The organism is Pseudomonas sp. QS1027 (genome assembly GCF_002814235.1).
Classification (GTDB): Bacteria; Pseudomonadota; Gammaproteobacteria; order Pseudomonadales; family Pseudomonadaceae; genus Aquipseudomonas.
Genome location: NZ_PHSU01000027.1, coordinates 263,591 through 280,999 on the forward strand (window position 1 = coordinate 263,591; position 17,409 = coordinate 280,999).

The window sequence follows — 17,409 nt, forward strand, 5'->3', positions numbered from 1 at the left end:
TAACCATAACGTCGAGAGGCCCGAGCATGAACCGTCAACAACCGATGATCGCCAGCACCGAACTGCCCGCCTGTGAACAGGACGCCGAGTACTTCGAATACAGCAAGGCCGCCAACCCGATCAGCGCCGGATTGATCTCGCGCATCCCCTACCAGGACTTTCCCGCCTCGCTCTACAACAGCGGACCGTCGCGGCTGGTGCCACTGGACCTGAGCGAGGCCCTCGGCTGCGAAGGCCCGGCCACCGGGCCCGGGCTGTGCGCGAACTTTATCCGCTTGAATGCCGGCGACTCGCTGACCCTGCAACCCAATGCCACGTCCCAGGTGCTTTATGTGATTGCAGGGCGCGGCCGCCTGGTGCAGGGCGAGGCCCGGTTCGAGTGGGACAAGGGCTGCTTTATCGCCCTGCCCGGCCGCCAGGCAATCGAACTGGCCGCCAGCGAGGACAGCCGCTTCTACTACGTGCATGACGAACCGCTGCTGCGTTATCTCGGTGTCAGCAGCCAGCAAGACCGCTTCAGTGCCACCCTGTACCCGGCGCAAACCGCCAACGCCAAGCTGCGCGAAGCCGCCGACGACCCACGCGCCCAGGACCGCAGTCGGATCAGCATCCTGCTGGGCAATCGGCACTTCCCCCAGACCCGCACCGTGACCCACGTGCTCTGGGCGATGTACGGCATCCTGCCGCCGGGCTCGGTGCAGAAACCCCACCGTCACCAGTCGATCGCCCTGGACTTCATCATCGACTGCCCGCCCGGCTGCTACAGCCTGGTCGGCACCGAGGTCGATGAACACGGCCAGATCCGCAACCCGACCCGGGTCGACTGGGCACCCGGGCTGGCCTTCGTCACGCCGCCGGGGTACTGGCATGCGCACTACAACGAGTCGGACCGCGAAGCCTTCCTGATTCCGATCCAGGATGCCGGCCTGCAGACCTACCTGCGCGCCCTGGACATTCGCTTCAGTTGAGCGGATCAAGGCTGCCAATAAGGTGGCGTGCCGATACGTTCGAGCATGAAGTCGATAAAACTGCGCACCTTCGACGAGACGGTGCGCTTGGGCGGATAGACAAACCAGAGTGACGCGGCGATCTGTGTGGCCTGGGCCTGCCAGTCGGGCAGCCAGTGCACCAGTTCGCCTCGCCCGAGCAGATCGGCCACCAGCCAATCCGGCAACAACGCCATGCCCAATCCCTGACGTACCGCCAGCAGTTGCGCATCCAGATCGTTGATCCGCAGGTGGCCCTTGATTGCAACACGCTCGGCCTGGGCGCCAGGGGCCTGCCGCGAAACAAAAAACACCTCGTCAGGCAGGTTGCCATTCAGTATCGCGGAACTCTCCGCCAGCGCTTGCGGCGAGCGTGGCGGCGAATGCTGCCGGGCATATTCGGGGCTGACGCACAGCAGCGTGTGTTCGGCTGCCAGCTTGCGTGCCTTGAGCGACGAGTCCGGCAGCACCCCGACCCGCAGCGCCAGATCGACCCCGGCACTGATCAGGTTGACATGACTGTCTTCCAGGGTCAGCTCCAGGCGGATTTGTGGAAAACGTTCGGCAAAGTCGCCCAACAGCGGCAACACATGGTGCCGGGCAAAGGCCGGTGGCAGGTTGAGTTTGAGCAGCCCCCGGGGTTGCTGGTTGAGGGCCGAGGTCGCGGCCCGCGCCTGGTCCAGTTCGGCGAGCACCCGCAAGGCGTGATGCAGAAAGGTTTCGCCGCCCTCGGTCAGGCGCAGGGTACGGGTGGAGCGATTGAACAAGGCAATGCCCAGGTCCTGCTCCAGGTCCTTGATATAACGCGATACGGTCGAGGCCTTGATCGAAAGCTTCTCGGCCGCCCGGGAAAAATTGTTGGCCTGGGCGGCCTCGACAAAGGCCGTGAGGGCGGCGAAATAGTCCATGCAGGTATCCATTCGGGCGCGGCTCAATGCGTGAGCCCGCGAAACACCTGGATAGATACCGTTATCCGACGCCTTTGAGCAAGCCCGCCTCGAAGCGATCCGCCAGAAACGGCGTGATATCCAGGGGCAACGGTTCCTGATGGACCAGGTGCTCCAGCATCACGCCGGTGATCGCCGATGTGAGGATGCCGGTACGGAAATGTCCGCAGGCATTGAGATAGCCCTCGACACCGGCCATCGGCCCGAGTATCGGCAATTCGTCGGGCGAGCCCGGACGCAGGCCGGCCCAGCAGCGTTTGAGGTTGATGTCCTTGAGTCCGGGCACACAGCGTATGGCCCCCTGCACCAGGCCGGCGACTTCCGGAAAGGTCGTGCTGACATCGAAGCCCTTGTCCTCGGTGGTGCTGCCAATCAGGATTTCACCGTTGTCCTTTTGCGCCATATAACAATCGCTGGTGGTCAGGCAGCCCTCCAGCAGCTTGGGCATGCGCTCGGTCAGGAGGATCTGCCCCTTTACCGGCTTGACCGGCAGCCTGATCCCGCTGGCCTGCTCGCTGAGTTCGGCGGCCCAGGCCCCGGCGGCATTGATCAAGGTGCCGCAGTGGAAGGTGCCCTGCTCGGCGGTGCGCACGCCAGTGACCCGCTCGCCCTGGCGCAGAACGCCGGTGACGTTGGTATTGAAATACAGGTCCACGCCATTCTGCCGCGCGCCCTCGGTGTAGGCGTCGGCCAGGCGGAACGGGCTGACCTGGTGGTCGCAGAGAAACTCCAGCGCACCTTGCGCTTCATGGCTTACCGCAGGTTCCGCCTCGCGCAGTGCTTCCCGGTCCAGCCAGCGCAACTGGTCCGCCAGGTGCGGAATCCGCGAAACGATATGCTCGGCATACAGTCGGTCTTCATCGTCATAGATCACGTATTTCAAGCCGGTGCGTTCGAACTTGAAATCCATGCCATGGTGTACAATCAGTTCGCGGTGCAGCTGCGGATAGAGAGCGTTGGACTGCAAGGCAAACTCGAAGAATGCCGGCGGCAGGATATGCGGGGTACTTGCATCCACCGCCACCGCCGCACCATGGGCCTCGCGACGCTGGGCCGACATCATGCGAAAGAAGATCACCCCACAACCCAGCCCAACCGACTCACCGATGGCCCACAGACCGCCGGCCGAAGCGCGGGTCGCATTGCCGGGACGCTTGGCGTCGATCAGGGCGATCCGCAGGTTCTGGCGCCGGGACAGGTGGTAGGCACAGGAAGCACCGATCACTCCACCACCGGCAATCACCACATCATAGGTTCTGTTCATGGTTCAGACGTCCTTGCCCAGACTCTCGAAGGCGGAAAAGGGAATCGGTTCGATGGGAAAACGCGGGCGCAGCCAACCGACATCCGTGCGTCCGGTGGCCTGCCGCAGGCGGTCGCTGCAATAACCGACGCACATGCGCCCCTGGCAATCGCCCATGCTGACCCGCGTACGCATCTTCAGCGCGGCCATGTCCTCGACGCCCTGGGACAGGGCGCGGTCGATCTCGGCGCGGGTCGTGTGTTCGCAGCGGCAGATCAGTGTGTCGGCGCGGGGCAGGTCGATCTGCCGGATGCCGCGTCGGGTGTAGCGATCGACGCCGGCGCGGAACTTGCGGATTTTCGTCAGCTTGTCCAGGTAGATCTGGCGCAGGACCAGGGCCCCCTCGGCGTCGAGCACATCGCGCTGCATCAGGATCGACACGGCGGCAATCCTGCCGGCCAGCATCGCCGCCTCGCCGCCACGAATCCCGCTCATGTCGCCGGCCAGATGGATGGTCGGCTCGCTGCTCTGCTGCCAGACGTTGCTTTCGGGCCGCAGGCAGCCGTCCTCGCCGACGCCATGGGCCAAGCCCATCTGCTGGCTGAGTTGGGTGCGCGGGACAAAGCCATAACCAACCGCCAGGGTCCGCGCCTCGACCCGCTGCGCCTGGGCGAGGTCCGGCTGCCAATCGCTGGAATATGGCGCCAGGGTCACGCTGGTCAACTCTTCCTGTCCCTGGGCTTCGACCACGCCCCAGCCGTAGTAGAACGGGATGCCGTGCAATTTCAGGTAGGCGAGCATGCTCAAGCCATCGAGAAACATCTGCGGCTTGTTCAGCAAGGCCAGGCTTTCGCGGGCAATCCGGCCCAAGGCGCTGGCTTCATAGACACCCGCCACCGGCACCCCGGCCGCGTGCAACTGGCAGGCCACCAACGGCAGCAAGGGACCAGTGCCGGCAATGACCGTGGTTCCCAACGGTTTGACCACACCGCTCTTGATCTGCAACTGCAAACCGCCGAGCAGCATGACCCCGGGCAAGGTCCAGCCGGGAAACGGCACATTGCGCTCATGGCAGCCGGCCGCCAGCAACAGTTGCGAATACTCGATCTGCTGCAGGCGCTCATCGGCATCCAGCGCCATCAGCGTTCGTGTGCCTTCGCCACCGACAATCCGCGTGCCCAGGCGCACATCGACCCGGTCGGAATAGCGCGCGAACTCACCGTGCAGGCGCTCCAGCACCTCGCGGTAGCGCGTGCCCAGGTAGCCGAGGTCGACCCCCTTGCGCAACGGCCCGCGATAGACCACGCCGCCCAGGCGCGAGGCTTCCTCGAACAGCACGCTGGGCACCGAATGCCGGGCCAGCTCGGCGGCAGCGGCCATGGCGGCCGGACCTCCGCCGACAATCACCACAGGCAGGCGGCTCATAGCACCTCCAGCACGGGGAAGCGGCTGACAGCGGTTTCGATCTGCATGCCGGGCCGTACCAGCGTCTGGCAGGCCCGGCGCTTGTGCCGGCCATCAATCGAGACCAGGCAGCACTGGCAAACGCCCATGCCGCAGAAGGCCCCGGCAACTTCGCCATGATCGTTGCGCGCCAGCTGTCGCAGGCCGACCGATTGCAGCACGCTGAGGACGGTCTCGCCGGCGGCGGCCGGTACGGGTTGACCGTTGAGGTGGACGGTCATGTCCACCTGGGAAAGGGGTTGGATATCGTGTTGTCGATCCAGGTTTTGCATAGGTGCATCGTCCATGACTAGCGTGAAAGGTGCACGCTAAGGGATTCGGCACTTCGGCAATTTGATCCAGGCCAGTAAAGAGGAACAAAAATCCTGGGGAGGCTGACAGCCCCCCTTATCACTCTAACGCCGACGCTTCATCAACCAATACGCCGCCGGCAGCACCAGCATCGACAACAACGGCGCGGTGATCATCCCGCCAACCATCGGCGCGGCAATCCGCTTCATCACTTCGGACCCGGTACCGCTGCCCCAGAGAATCGGCAGCAGACCGGCAATAATCACCGCCACCGTCATCACCTTCGGCCGAACCCGCAACACCGCGCCCTCGCCTATTGCCTCCAGCAAGTCACGATTCTCCTCCCGCCCGGCATCCAGACGCGCCATCCAGGCGTTCTTCAGATACAGCAGCATGATCACGCCAAACTCCGCCGACACCCCGGCCAGGGCAATAAACCCCACGCCCGTGGCCACCGACAGGTTGAAGCCCAGCAGGTAGAGCAACCAGACGCCGCCGGACAGCGCAAAAGGCAGGGTCAGCATGATCAATCCCGCTTCGCTGAAACGCCCGAAGGTCAGGTACAGCAGTACAAAAATGATCAGCAAGGTGGCCGGCACCACCCACATCAGCCGGGCATTGGCCCGTTCCAGGAACTCGTACTGCCCGGAATACGACACCGTCATCCCGGCCTTGAGCTTCACCTGCTGTGCCACCTGTTGCTGCAGGTCGCGGGCGGTCGAGGCGAGGTCGCGGCCCCGGACATCCACATAGACCCAACCGGACAGCCGACCATTCTCGCTGCGCAGCATCGGCGGCCCCGCGCTCACACCGATATCCGCCACCGCACCGAGGGTGATCTGCTGCCCGCTGGCGGTCAGCATCGGCAATTGCTGCAAGGCCTGCGGACTGTCGCGCCATTCCCGCGGATAACGCAGGTTGATCGGATAACGGGCGACGCCCTCGACCGTCTCCCCCACCGTGCTGCCGCCCACGGCACCGGACACCACCGCTTGCACATCGGCAATGCTCAATCCGTAGCGGGCCGCCGCCAGGCGATTGATCCGAATATCGAGGTAACTGCCTCCGGTCAAGCGCTCCGCCAGGGCCGAACTGACACCCGGCACCTGCTTGGCAACGGCTTCAACCTGGTGAGCGACCTCATCGATATCGGCCAGGGACGTGCCGGCCACCTTGACCCCGATCGGGCTCTTGATACCGGTGGCGAGCATATCGATCCGGTTGCGGATCGGCGGGACCCAGAGGTTCGACAGACCCGGCACCTTGACCGCCTGATCCAGCGCTTCGATCAACTTCTCTGGGGTCATACCGGCGCGCCATTGCTCACGGGGTTTGAACTTGATGGTGGTTTCAAACATCTCCAACGGCGCCGGATCGGTAGCACTTTCAGCCCGTCCGGACTTGCCGAAGACATGCTCGACTTCCGGCACCGTACGGATCATCCGGTTGGTCTGCTGCAACAGCTCACTGGCCTTGCTCGCCGGCAACCCCGGCAATGCCGAAGGCATATACAGCAGGTCACCTTCATCCAGCGCCGGCATGAATTCCCCACCCAACTGGCTCAAGGGCCAGAGGCTGGAAAGGAAGATCAGCAGCGCCAGTGCCAGGGTCAACTTCGGCCATTTCAGCACCGCATCCAGCAGAGGACGATAGGCTGCGATCAACCAGCGATTGAGCGGGTTCTGCTGCTCACTGGGAATATGACCGCGAATCCAGTAGCCCATCAGTACCGGCACCAGGGTCACCGACAACCCGGCAGCTGCGGCCATCGAATAGGACTTGGTAAACGCCAGCGGCCCGAACAACCGCCCTTCCTGGGCCTCCAGGGTGAACACCGGGAGGAACGACAACGTGATGATCAACAGGCTGAAAAACAGCGCCGGTCCGACCTCCGCCGCCGCCTCGCCGATCACCCGCCAATGGGCCTCGCCTTGCAGCTTCTGGCCGGGATGGCGCAGTTGCCAGGCCTCGATATGTTTATGGGCGTTCTCGATCATCACCACCGCCGCATCGACCATCGCGCCGATGGCAATGGCGATACCGCCCAGGGACATGATATTGGCGTTGACGCCCTCGATGCGCATCACGATAAAGGCCATCAACACCCCCAACGGCAGGGTGATGATCGCCACCAGGGACGAGCGCCAGTGCCAGAGGAACAGCAGACACACCAGCGCCACCACACCGAACTCTTCCAGCAGTTTGAAGCTGAGGTTGTGCACCGCCCGGTCGATCAGCTGCGAACGGTCGTAGGTGGTGATCAGTTCTACTCCGGACGGCAGGCTGCCGCGCAAGCTGTCGATACGAGCTTTCACCGCCTTCAGGGTTTCATCGGCGTTCTTGCCCGAGCGCAGGATCACCACGCCGCCGACCGCCTCGCCCTGGCCGTCCAGCTCGGCAATGCCACGGCGCATCTGCGGGCCGATCTGGATCGTCGCCACCTGGCCGAGCAACACCGGCACGCCTTGCGCCGAGGTTTTCAACGGAATATTGCGAAAGTCCTCCAGGCTCTTCAGGTACCCCGAAGCCCGCACCATGTATTCGCGTTCGGCCAGTTCCAACACCGAACCGCCCGCCTCCTGGTTGGCACTCTTCAGCGCCTCGTTCACCTGTTGCTGGGTGATGCCGTAGGCCACCATCTTCTGCGGGTCGAGCAGCACCTGGTACTCCTTGACCATGCCGCCGATGGTGGCGACTTCAGCCACGTTGGGTACAGTCTTGAGCTCGTACTTGAGGAACCAGTCCTGGATCCCGCGCAGTTGCGCCAGGTCATGCTGGCCGCTGCGGTCCACCAGGGCGTATTGATAAATCCAGCCGACGCCGGTGGCATCCGGGCCGAGTGTGCTGGTCACCCCCTGGGGCAAACGACCCTGGGCCTGGTTGAGGTATTCCAGCACCCGCGAGCGAGCCCAGTACAGGTCGGTGCCGTCCTCGAAAATCACATAGACAAAGGAGTCGCCGAAGAACGAGTAGCCGCGCACGGTCTTCGCCCCGGGGACCGACAGCAAGGTGCTGGCCAACGGATAGGTGATCTGGTTTTCGACGATCTGCGGCGCCTGTCCGGGGAAAGTGGTACGGACGATTACCTGGGTGTCGGACAGGTCCGGCAGTGCATCGAGCGGCGTGTTGCGCACCGACCAGATACCCCAGGCGACAATAAACAGAGTCGCCAGCAGGATCAGGAAACGATTGCCGATGGACCAGTGGATCAGGCGCGTGATCATTTCATGCCCTCCATCGAGTCCGTCGCGTCCATTCGTGCCATCGGAGCCATTGCTTCATCGGTTGGAACGATGCCTTGCAGGCTGGCTTCCGAATCGAGCAGGAACTGCCCGGAGGTCACCACTTTCTGGCCTTCGCTCAGGCCGTCGAGCACTTCGATACGCCCGGCGGATTCACGGCCGATACGGACTTCCAGCGGTTTGTAGCGGCCCTGATCCCCGGCCAGCATCACCAGGGTGCGCTTGCCCGTGCGGATCACCGCTTCGCTGGGTACCAGCAGGCTCGGGGTCGGATCGGGATCGGCGAGGCGCACGCTGGCGAACATGCCCGGACGCAGCTTGCCGTCCGGGTTGGGCAACTGGCTGCGTACCGTCAGAGTGCGGTTCTGCGGATCGACACTCGGTAATATCGCCACCACCTTTCCCGTCAAGGTCTGTGCGGGATAAGCGGACAAGGCCACGGACACCGGGGCGCCCACCTGGACCAAGGTCGCCTGCGCCTCGGGGATCGCGCTATCGAGCCAGACGCTGCCCAGCCCGTTGATCCGCGCCAGACTCATCCCGGCGGACACGCTCATGCCCGCGCGCACCTCCAGGCTTTGCAGCTCACCGGCAATCGGCGTGGTCAGGGTCAGCACCGGACGCACCGTGCGGGTCTTCGCCACCTGGGCGATCACTGCCTCGGGCATGCCGAGCAGTTGCAGGCGTTGGCGCGAGGCCTGGATCAAACGGCTGTCGCCGCTGGCAAGGACCGCGACGAACTCCAGTTGCGCGGCCGACCACTCGGGTATCAACAGATCCACCAGGGGCGCGCCGGCCGGCAGCACATCGCCGGGCGCGCGGTCATAGACGCGCTCGACAAAGCCCGCCGCACGGGCTTGCAGATTGGCGATATCGCGCTGGTTGTAGCCCAACGAACCGACGGCATCAAGACCGCCGGGCAGGCGTTCACGCACCACCACGGCGGTGCGCATGCCGAGGTTCTGGGCCAGCTGCGGTGACACGCTGATGGACGAGGTATCCTCGACGCCATCGACATACTTGGGCACCAGTTGCATATCCATGAACGGCGACTTACCCGGTGCATTGAAATGCTGGGTCGGGTACATCGGGTCGAACCAGTACAGGGCCGGGCGTTCCTTTTTTGCGCCATCGGCCGCAGCGGACATCGCAGTCCCACCGTGGCCGAGCCAGTAGCCCCCGGCAACGCCCAGTCCCGCCAGCGCGAGGGTCAACAGCGAGTAAGTGAGCTTCTTCATTTCAGGCCCTCGACATAGGCGTAATACAGGCTGGCGGACAGTTGGCTGAACTGATTCTGTTGGCTGACGCTGCGCAACTGCGCCTCGATCAGATCGCGACGGGCACCGATCACTTCGTTCAACGGGCTCTTGCCGGCCTTGTAGGAGGCCAATGAAAGCTCGGCACGGCGCTCGGCCAGGGGAATCGCTGACTGCTGCGAGCGCTCCAGGGCTTTCTTCAAGCGCTCGAGTTCGGCCAGCCCGCTTTCCAGATCGGCCTTGTGCTCACGCAACATGACTTCCTGCTCGGCTTCCCGTTGCTCGACCTCATGCTGCCGCGCATTGATCCGCGGCCCCTGGCGGGAACCGGTGAACAGCGGCAGGTCGAAGGTGAATTGCAGCGACGCCATATCGCCGCCGAACTGCCGGTCCCGATGGCCGTAGACCAGCTCGACGCCCCAGTCAGGCTTCTTCTGGGCGATGGCATCGGCCAGTTCGGCATTGGCTTCGCTGACCCGGGCCGTGGCGGCCTGCAAGTCCGGATGGCGACCCAGGGTGTGCTGGCTATGCGGCAGGATCGGGCCCCAGGTCGGCGGCCCGTCGGCCAGGGGTTGATCGGCATCGGCACCGATCCAGCGACGCAGCTTGGCCCGGGCCATGGCGATGTTCTGTACCAGTTCGTCACGCCGGTCGGCCAGGGCCAGGGCTTCCTGGTCGGCCTGGAGCAGATCGCCCGCCTGCGCGGTGCCGGCGGCGATACGCGACGGTGTGGTGCTGCGCAACAGCGCGACCTGATGATCCAGTTGATCGAAGCTTTTCACGCTGAGTTCGGCGTAATAGACATTCAGCCAGGCCAGCGCGGTTTGCCGCTTGACCTCCAGCAGCGAGGCCCGACGTTCGGCTTCGGCGACGTCCACGTTTGCCAGCGCCAGCTGCTTGCGGGCCAGGCGCTTGTCACTGTTGGGCACCTCCTGGCGCAGGCCGATCTGGCGCTCGGTCATCGAGTCGCCGTCAAAGGAGTAACGCCCGGAACCCTGGATCGGCAGGTCCTGGATCCCCAGCATCAACTTGGGATCGGGCAACGCATCGGCGGGACCGACCGAGGACTGTGCCGACTCGACCTGCGCCAGGCGCGCGAGGTTTTCGGGGGCGGTGTTTTCAGCCAGGTGCTGGGCTCGCTCGAAACTCAGCGGCTCGGCCCTGACGACCACCAGGGGGCTTGCGCCCAGGACAACAGCGATCACACCGGCCAATACGCGGTGTGAGGGAAGGAAAGCGAACATGCTTTCGTCTCCAATGCAGGATCGACGCGTCCGCGGCAAATCGCGGTCGCGATGGCCCCTACGCCATTTTGTGCAGGCGTGCGGGGGTTCGGATCAAGGCATCAGACGTAACGTGGGGGGCGCCACAGATCGGCCGGCGCAGACTGGAGCACGGCGGGTGGTTGCAGGGTGAGCGGAAGCGGTGGAACAGGGGTAAAGGTGCTGATCGTCAGGACCTGGACCAGGCCACCGATCTTGCACTCCTCGCCGGACTTGCAGGGCGACTTGGAGGCGGCACCGTGTTCCATATCATTACAGCAGGGTGCGCCGGTCATTTTCGACCCGGCGTGGTTCATCAGCGGCATCGGGCAAGGTTCAGAAAAAGACGCGGCCGCGGCCACGCTGCCGAAGATCGGCAGCATCAGGCTGAGTACCAGGGTCAAGATCAGCTGAAACCTGAACATCGAGGACGCCAACAAATGAAGGTTGCGGGAAAAGATACGCTACTTGAACGGTTGCAGGTTAAGTCAGCATTAATCTGCGTGCCAGAGGAGCTTGCCCACGCGCTATTCCGAAACCGCCTGCAACACCCATCCGCCATCCTGCTCCACGATCAGGCCACAGGCCAGCAGCAGCGGACGCAACCGGACATGCAGTTCCGGCTTCACGAACTCATGCACCCTGGACAAATCCAGCACACCTGGAACCTCCAGTTCGCTCTTGAAGAACGACAGCCAGGCCTTCTTCAACACCAGGAGAACTTCACTTGGAGTGGTCCGGGCGAACTGGCGGTTGACCACCTTGCCCAGTTCGAAGGTGTGCTGGAAGGCATAGCCGGTTTCGACACCCGCCGCTTCCACGCAACGCATGCATTTACACGGCCCATCGGCAAACGCCTGGAGCAGGAAGGCATTGAAGTCCGTCACGGGCTTGAGGGAGAGTCGCTTGTCGGTTTGAAACAAATCGTCCTGCTGTACCATTTCTTCCGTCATCGTGCCCTTCCTTAACCATAACTGCCCGCAACCTTTTGGGCTGACGGGAAAAAGCCGCGACGTTAATCCCTTGACTGCCTGATGTCAAAGCAGGGGGTAAGCGCCTGTCCAGACCTTCGCAGCCAGCCCAATCGAGGCAAGCCTGGACATTCTGGATATTTCAGCCAAGCTCCAGAACGCTTTTTTGCACCGGCCACCGAGAACCTGTCCGGGCGAAGGACAACCCCGCCCCAGGAGCCGTCCATGAGTATTATCTTGCTCAACCAGACCCAATACGCTGCTCAGTACACCATCAAAGAAGGCCGGCAGGTCATCGCGAAGGTGCCCGCCGTCCAACCAAACGGCCAGATGACCGTTCCGGTGAGCGACATCTATGAGGTGATTGCCACCACCCTGATCGATGGCAACACCTACGCGTCTGCTCCGCTGACGGTTTCAGGCAGCATGGGTTTTCTGGCGCAAATGCGGCAATCTGCCTCCCAGGGGACTTATGACTTCGACGTGGTCATGTTTCAAAACGTCGCCCCCGATCAACTGGCCTTTGAGAAAACCTGCATCAATCCAGCGACATTCACCATCCGCAAGAATGGCAAACCTCTGCAAAACGTCGTAGTGACCAATAGTTTCCAGACCCAGACGCTGGACATCAGCAACACCTTCTCGATCAATGCGGTGATCAACGGTATCGCCACCGAAACGGTAACGACCTCCAACCCCAAGGCTACCGTCACCGCCATCGTCGACAACTCGACCCTCGGATCCAGCTATTACTTGCTGACGGTCAGCTAAGCCGCCAGCAGCCATTTTCCCAACCCACTTCGGGCGGGTCCACAGGCGCCTCAGGCCTCCTCGCGGACCACGCCCTGCTCCTCGAGCAGACGCACGAACATGCTCAAGCTTTGCGACACCGTGCCCCGGCGCCACACCAGCCAGGTTCGCAGATAACGCATGGACTCGGTCAACGGCCAGACACTCACGGTGCTGCAGCCCGGCATGCTTTCCAGCATGCTGCGGGGCATCAGCGCCAGGCCGGCCCCGGCACTCACACAGGCGAGCATGCCGTGATAGGACTCCATCTCATGGATCTTGCCGGGTACCGCGCCGTCCCGGGTAAACCAGCTTTCAAAATGGTGCCGGTAGGAACAGTTGGCGCGAAAGGCATAGATGCTCTCGCCGTTGACCTCTTGCGCACGCCGGACAGGAGCATGCTGCAACGGCGCGATCAGCACCATCTCCTCTTCAAAGGCCGGCACCCCTTCCAGCGCCGGATGCAGCACCGGCCCATCGACAAACGCAGCCGCCAGGCGCCCGGACAGCACCCCATCGATCATGGTCCCGGACGGGCCGGTGGACAGGTCCAGGTCAACCTTGGCATAGCGCTGGTTATAGGCCGCCAGCAGTTGCGGAATACGCACCGCCGCCGTGCTCTCCAGCGAGCCCAGGGCAAAGGCGCCCTGGGGTTCTTCGCCGGCCACGGTGGCCCGCGCCTCGCCGACCAGGTCGAGGATGCGCCGGGCATAGTCGAGAAAACTCCAGCCCGCCGGTGACAACCGCAGGCGACTTTTCTCGCGGATAAACAGATCCACCCCCAGATCCTGCTCCAACTGCTTGATCCGCGTGGTCAGGTTCGACGGCACCCGATGGATCTGCTGGGCGGCCGCACTGATGCTGCCGTGCTCGGCAACGGCTTTGAAAATCTCCAACTGGACCAGATCCAAGTCATTCTCCAATCGTGAACGATATGCTCACCATTATTCAGTTTCCAGAAAACTAGCGCCACCGTACTCTGAGGCCATACCCATTCAGCAGGACGGTGTCATGTCTTCGATCTCCAGCCTTACCCATGCCCTGTCGATCAACCCCGCCAATGGCGAGCAGATCGGCCACTACCCTTTCGAATCCGATTCGAGCCTGGATGCCGCCCTGTCCCGGGCCACGGCCGGGTTCTCGCTCTGGCGGCGCACGCCGCTGGAACAACGCTCACAGGCGTTGATCGCCCTGGCCCAGGCGCTACGTGACAACGCCACGAAAATGGCCGAGATGATCACCCGGGAGATGGGCAAGCCCGTCGCCCAGGCCCGTGGCGAAATTGAGAAATGTGCACAACTCTGCGTGTGGTACGCGGAAAACGGCCCGGCCATGCTCAGTGCCGAACCCACCCAGGTGGAAGGTGGCAAGGCGCGCATCGAGTACCGCCCGCTGGGTCCGATCCTGGCCGTGATGCCGTGGAATTTTCCCATCTGGCAAGTGCTGCGCGGCGCGGTGCCGACGCTGCTGGCCGGCAACACCTTCGTGCTCAAGCATGCGCCCAACGTCATGGGCAGCGCCTACCTGCTGTTAGACGCCTTCAAACGCGCCGGCTTTCCCGAAGGCGTCTTCGAAGTCATCAACGTCACGCCGGACGGTGTCTCCCGGGCCATTGCCGACCCACGCATCGCCGCGATCACCCTCACCGGCAGCGTACGCGCCGGCATGGCCATCGGCGCACAGGCCGGCGCGGCCTTGAAGAAGTGCGTGCTGGAACTGGGCGGTTCGGACCCCTTTATCGTGCTCAATGACGCCGACCTCGACGAAGCGGTGAAGGCCGCCGTGATCGGCCGTTACCAGAACACCGGGCAAGTCTGCGCAGCCGCCAAGCGCCTGATCATCGAGCAAGGTGTCGTCGAGGCCTTCACCCAGAAGTTCGTCGAGGCCACCCGTCGCCTGGTGATCGGCGACCCGCTGGCCGCCGACACCTATATCGGCCCCATGGCTCGCTTCGATCTGCGTGACGAGCTGGATCAACAGGTCCGGGACACCCTGGCGCAAGGCGCGACCTTGCTGCTCGGCGGTAAAAAAGCCGAAGGACCTGGCAACTTCTACGAGCCCACGGTATTGGCCGATGTCACCGACCAGATGACCTCGTTCAAGCAGGAACTGTTCGGCCCGGTGGCCTCCATCATCACCGCACGGGATGCCGCCCATGCGCTGGAACTGGCCAATGACAGCGAGTTCGGGCTTACGGCGACCGTTTACACCGCGGATCTGGAGCTGGCCGGCAAGTTCGCCGACGAGCTGGAAACCGGTGGAGTGTTCATCAACGGCTACAGCGCCAGCGACCCACGGGTCAGCTTCGGCGGTGTGAAGAAAAGCGGTTTTGGTCGCGAACTGTCGCACTTCGGGGTGCGCGAGTTCTGCAATGCCCAGACGGTGTGGCTGGACCGCCGCTGAGGTGATCCCTCGGTCCGGGAGCCTGGCGCTCCCGGTCCGTCGATGTCAGAACTGAAAAACGCGCAAAAAAAAGCCTGCATCGCTGCAGGCTTTTCTTCTATCTGGCTCCACAACCTGGACTCGAACCAGGGACCCAGTGATTAACAGTCACTTGCTCTACCAACTGAGCTATTGCGGAATGCCGTGTATGTTACTGATATAAAAAGAGAAGTCAACCCCCGCCGGACCAGCCGTCGGCGGCGCTGGGGGTTACCCTCACGCCGGCCAGCGACGATGCTGGTCGTCAATAATATAGGCGTGTTCGTGAATCCTGCCACCGACGGCCTGCAGGTGTGGATGATCCGCGGGCAGATCGTCATGGCTATGCCTGAGCGCTGCCTGTTCGTGGGCCGGCCGCCAGATCACCAGACACACCGTGACCGCCAAGGCGGCGAGCCCGCTCAAGACCATGAACGAAACGCCGAGACCGACCTGCGCGCCCAACCAGCCGGCGCGCGTATAGGTGATCAGCCAGCAGGCATGGGACAGCGCAAACTGCGCCGCGGTGCCGCCGAACAGGCCATGGAAGACGTTCGGTAAAGGCCGCGGCCACGGGGGCGATACCGATATAGGCTGTCATCTTGATCACCAGGGCGGTACCCAGCACGACCCCGGCCTGCGCGCCGGCCAGGTCGTAGGCCAGCAGGCCGAGGGCAACCGTGGCCAGACCGGTCCCCACCAGCGCGATGATCTGGGCGAGGAACAGGTGCCGATAGGTGGTGTCTTTCAGGATATCCAGCATGGCAATGCTCCAAGGTGCGATGGGCAATCATAACCCGCTGACGGGCGCAGAATACCCGCGTGCCCACTACAGAATCATGCACTCCCCTGGCTGTTTTCCAGTGAAACCTGCACAAGCTCAGTCGACACCGACAATCAGTTCAGCGCCCAGCCAACTGGCGAGCAGCGAGCCGGCCCTGGCAATACCGGCGGTTTCGCCAAGGCGTTCGACGAGCCATTCGCAGAGCCCGGAAAAACTGCCGCTCTCCTGCAAGTACAGCAGTGCCTGGTGCTCCAGTGCCTCGACGGATCGCAGGCGCACCAACAACTGCCGGCGCCACACCAACAGGCCAGCCGCCTCGGGCAAGCGCTCAGGCGCGGGTGGCGGCAGCCCTTCGCTGAGGGCCGACCAGATCGGCTCGGCGTTGCTGGTCAGGGCACAGGTTCTGAGGGACGGCGTGAGCCTCAGGCAGGCCGCCTCCCAATCCACGTTCGCCAGTGCTTCCATGGGCAGCGGCTCGGCATCGGCGGCGACGAATGACTCGTCGAGGGCCCGCTCGATCCAGGCCAGCTCATGCACCTCGGGGTTGTCGGGAAACAGCGTCGCCAGGGTCGCGGCGAATCCGTGCGGGTAGGCATCCAGGGTCCAGGCATGGGGCGGATGCTGATCGACATGGGTGACGGCGGCGGTAAAAAAGGCCTCGGCGCCGATCCATGCACGGACCTGGGGGAAAGCCTCTTCAAGGCACCCCAGCAACTGCGCGCGGTAGTTGTTCTGGTAGACGGGTAAGCCGGCCTGCGCCGTAGCACCCAGTTTGGCGGCCGATTCTTCCGAGGCGCTGACCAGCCAGTTGCGCAGCTCACGCTGCCATTGCGCCAGGCTCATGCGCCACTCCGCGAGCAGGCCCGCCCATCGAGGGCACCGAGGGTCCGGGCGATGTCCAGCTCCTTGAGCAGATCGGCCAGCGGCGGGATCCGGTCATCGCGCTCGATCATTGTCGCCAGCGGGCCGAAGCGGGTCATCGCCAGGGTATACAGCGCCCAGACCTCGGCACAGATCGGGCTGTCATGGGTATCGATCAGCAACTCCCTGCCCTGGCTGTGGCCGGCCAGGTGGATCTGCCGCACCCGGTCGGTCGGCAGGCCGTCGAGAAACGCCAGGGCGTCGAAGCGGTGGTTGCTCGCACTGACGAAGAGGTTGTTGACGTCGAGCAGCAGTTCACAGCCGGTGCGCCTGGACATCGCGGCGATAAATTCCCACTCGGTCATCGAGGCGCCGTCGAAGGCCAGGTAGCTGGAGGGATTTTCAAGGAGCAGGGTGCGGCCCAGGACATCCTGGGCGCGGAAAATATTGTCGCAGACCAGATCCAGCGCCTCGTCGGTATAGGGCACCGGCAGCAGGTCATGGGAATTGAAATGGTCGATGCGCGACCAGCTCAGGTGATCGGAGACGAACAGGGGCTCGATCTCGTCGACCAGTGCCTTCAGGCGCTTCAGGTAAGCGGAATCGAGCCCGTCCGCCGAGCCGACGGACATCGAGACACCGTGCAGCGCGACCGGATAACGCTCGCGGATCTGGCGCAGGATATGCCGCGGCTGACCGCCGTCGACCATGAAATTCTCCGAGATCACCTCGACGAAGTCGACGGCAACCCGGGTCTCCAGGAAGTCCCGATAGTGCTCCTTGCGCAGGCCCAGGCCGTAGCCCGAGAAGGGGGAAGTGGACATCGCATGTACTCGGCTTGAGAGAGGAATACTGTTTTGAAAACACCGTCTGAGCTGTAGAAGCCTGGCTT

15 protein-coding genes, 1 tRNA gene and 1 pseudogene are annotated in these 17,409 nt (G+C 63.4%); 3 read left to right on the plus strand and 14 right to left on the minus strand.

The features are described from left to right. Nucleotides 1-26: 26 nt before the first annotated feature. The gene (locus CWE01_RS23930; protein ID WP_100943014.1) at nucleotides 27-968 is read left to right on the plus strand and encodes a cupin; all 942 of its coding nucleotides are present in this window, start codon (nucleotides 27-29) and stop codon (nucleotides 966-968) included. Between the two features lie 5 nt (nucleotides 969-973). On the opposite strand, the gene CWE01_RS23935 is transcribed toward CWE01_RS23930, so the two are convergent. From CWE01_RS23935 to CWE01_RS23975, 9 genes are all read right to left on the minus strand, one after another. Next, nucleotides 974-1,894, minus strand: coding sequence for a LysR family transcriptional regulator (locus CWE01_RS23935; RefSeq protein WP_100943015.1), 921 nt, complete (start codon nucleotides 1,892-1,894; stop codon nucleotides 974-976). 61 nt (nucleotides 1,895-1,955) lie between these two features. Then, nucleotides 1,956-3,197 carry a cyanide-forming glycine dehydrogenase subunit HcnC gene (gene hcnC / locus CWE01_RS23940; protein ID WP_100943016.1) on the minus strand — a complete coding sequence of 414 codons (1,242 nt, stop codon included), beginning with the start codon at nucleotides 3,195-3,197 and terminating at the stop codon, nucleotides 1,956-1,958. Nucleotides 3,198-3,200: 3 nt separating this feature from the next. Beyond that, the gene (gene hcnB, locus CWE01_RS23945) at nucleotides 3,201-4,601 is read right to left on the minus strand and encodes a cyanide-forming glycine dehydrogenase subunit HcnB (protein WP_100943017.1); all 1,401 of its coding nucleotides are present in this window, start codon (nucleotides 4,599-4,601) and stop codon (nucleotides 3,201-3,203) included. Further along, the gene (gene hcnA, locus CWE01_RS23950; protein ID WP_100943018.1) at nucleotides 4,598-4,912 is read right to left on the minus strand and encodes a cyanide-forming glycine dehydrogenase subunit HcnA; all 315 of its coding nucleotides are present in this window, start codon (nucleotides 4,910-4,912) and stop codon (nucleotides 4,598-4,600) included. Before hcnA ends, hcnB begins: the two co-directional genes overlap by 4 nt. A gap of 123 nt (nucleotides 4,913-5,035) precedes the next feature. After that, nucleotides 5,036-8,155, minus strand: coding sequence for an efflux RND transporter permease subunit (locus CWE01_RS23955; RefSeq protein WP_100943019.1), 3,120 nt, complete (start codon nucleotides 8,153-8,155; stop codon nucleotides 5,036-5,038). Further along, nucleotides 8,152-9,411 carry an efflux RND transporter periplasmic adaptor subunit gene (locus CWE01_RS23960; protein WP_100943020.1) on the minus strand — a complete coding sequence of 420 codons (1,260 nt, stop codon included), beginning with the start codon at nucleotides 9,409-9,411 and terminating at the stop codon, nucleotides 8,152-8,154. Before CWE01_RS23960 ends, CWE01_RS23955 begins: the two co-directional genes overlap by 4 nt. Then, complete coding sequence (locus CWE01_RS23965) at nucleotides 9,408-10,673, minus strand: TolC family protein (protein ID WP_100943021.1); 1,266 nt, start codon at nucleotides 10,671-10,673, stop codon at nucleotides 9,408-9,410. The genes CWE01_RS23960 and CWE01_RS23965 overlap by 4 nt, the downstream gene beginning before the upstream one ends. Before the next feature lie 101 nt (nucleotides 10,674-10,774). Continuing rightward, on the minus strand, nucleotides 10,775-11,116 hold the full coding sequence (locus CWE01_RS23970; protein WP_177144770.1) for a hypothetical protein: 342 nt from the start codon (nucleotides 11,114-11,116) through the stop codon (nucleotides 10,775-10,777). A gap of 102 nt (nucleotides 11,117-11,218) precedes the next feature. Beyond that, the gene (locus CWE01_RS23975) at nucleotides 11,219-11,644 is read right to left on the minus strand and encodes a hypothetical protein (RefSeq protein WP_100943022.1); all 426 of its coding nucleotides are present in this window, start codon (nucleotides 11,642-11,644) and stop codon (nucleotides 11,219-11,221) included. 243 nt (nucleotides 11,645-11,887) lie between these two features. Here CWE01_RS23975 and CWE01_RS23980 point away from each other — a divergent pair, with 243 nt between their 5' ends. Beyond that, on the plus strand, nucleotides 11,888-12,433 hold the full coding sequence (locus CWE01_RS23980) for a hypothetical protein (protein WP_100943023.1): 546 nt from the start codon (nucleotides 11,888-11,890) through the stop codon (nucleotides 12,431-12,433). Between the two features lie 50 nt (nucleotides 12,434-12,483). Here the strand turns inward: CWE01_RS23980 and CWE01_RS23985 are convergent, their stop codons facing one another. Next, nucleotides 12,484-13,362, minus strand: a complete 879-nt coding sequence (locus CWE01_RS23985; RefSeq protein WP_100943024.1) for a LysR family transcriptional regulator — start codon at nucleotides 13,360-13,362, stop codon at nucleotides 12,484-12,486. 100 nt (nucleotides 13,363-13,462) lie between these two features. On the opposite strand from CWE01_RS23985, the gene CWE01_RS23990 reads away from it, so the two are divergent. Continuing rightward, on the plus strand, nucleotides 13,463-14,854 hold the full coding sequence (locus tag CWE01_RS23990) for an aldehyde dehydrogenase family protein (RefSeq protein WP_100943025.1): 1,392 nt from the start codon (nucleotides 13,463-13,465) through the stop codon (nucleotides 14,852-14,854). Between the two features lie 102 nt (nucleotides 14,855-14,956). Here CWE01_RS23990 and CWE01_RS23995 read toward each other — a convergent pair. From CWE01_RS23995 to CWE01_RS24010, 4 genes and pseudogenes are all read right to left on the minus strand, one after another. Beyond that, nucleotides 14,957-15,032: transfer RNA gene (locus CWE01_RS23995), tRNA-Asn, on the minus strand. A gap of 77 nt (nucleotides 15,033-15,109) precedes the next feature. Beyond that, nucleotides 15,110-15,635: pseudogene (locus tag CWE01_RS24000) on the minus strand (hypothetical protein). 117 nt (nucleotides 15,636-15,752) lie between these two features. Further along, nucleotides 15,753-16,499, minus strand: coding sequence for a DNA-binding domain-containing protein (locus CWE01_RS24005; RefSeq protein ID WP_100943026.1), 747 nt, complete (start codon nucleotides 16,497-16,499; stop codon nucleotides 15,753-15,755). Next, nucleotides 16,496-17,341, minus strand: coding sequence for a DUF692 domain-containing protein (locus tag CWE01_RS24010; RefSeq protein WP_100943027.1), 846 nt, complete (start codon nucleotides 17,339-17,341; stop codon nucleotides 16,496-16,498). Before CWE01_RS24010 ends, CWE01_RS24005 begins: the two co-directional genes overlap by 4 nt. Nucleotides 17,342-17,409 lie beyond the last annotated feature (68 nt).

Coding starts and splice junctions, on each gene's coding strand:
- CWE01_RS23930 (WP_100943014.1), top strand. CDS start 27: ATGAACCGTCAACAACCGATGATCGCCAGCACCGAACTGCCCGCCTGT.
- CWE01_RS23935 (WP_100943015.1), bottom strand. CDS start 1,894: ATGGACTATTTCGCCGCCCTCACGGCCTTTGTCGAGGCCGCCCAGGCC.
- hcnC (WP_100943016.1), bottom strand. CDS start 3,197: ATGAACAGAACCTATGATGTGGTGATTGCCGGTGGTGGAGTGATCGGT.
- hcnB (WP_100943017.1), bottom strand. CDS start 4,601: ATGAGCCGCCTGCCTGTGGTGATTGTCGGCGGAGGTCCGGCCGCCATG.
- hcnA (WP_100943018.1), bottom strand. CDS start 4,912: ATGCAAAACCTGGATCGACAACACGATATCCAACCCCTTTCCCAGGTG.
- CWE01_RS23955 (WP_100943019.1), bottom strand. CDS start 8,155: ATGATCACGCGCCTGATCCACTGGTCCATCGGCAATCGTTTCCTGATC.
- CWE01_RS23960 (WP_100943020.1), bottom strand. CDS start 9,411: ATGAAGAAGCTCACTTACTCGCTGTTGACCCTCGCGCTGGCGGGACTG.
- CWE01_RS23965 (WP_100943021.1), bottom strand. CDS start 10,673: ATGTTCGCTTTCCTTCCCTCACACCGCGTATTGGCCGGTGTGATCGCT.
- CWE01_RS23970 (WP_177144770.1), bottom strand. CDS start 11,116: ATGTTCAGGTTTCAGCTGATCTTGACCCTGGTACTCAGCCTGATGCTG.
- CWE01_RS23975 (WP_100943022.1), bottom strand. CDS start 11,644: ATGACGGAAGAAATGGTACAGCAGGACGATTTGTTTCAAACCGACAAG.
- CWE01_RS23980 (WP_100943023.1), top strand. CDS start 11,888: ATGAGTATTATCTTGCTCAACCAGACCCAATACGCTGCTCAGTACACC.
- CWE01_RS23990 (WP_100943025.1), top strand. CDS start 13,463: ATGTCTTCGATCTCCAGCCTTACCCATGCCCTGTCGATCAACCCCGCC.
- CWE01_RS24005 (WP_100943026.1), bottom strand. CDS start 16,499: ATGAGCCTGGCGCAATGGCAGCGTGAGCTGCGCAACTGGCTGGTCAGC.
- CWE01_RS24010 (WP_100943027.1), bottom strand. CDS start 17,341: ATGTCCACTTCCCCCTTCTCGGGCTACGGCCTGGGCCTGCGCAAGGAG.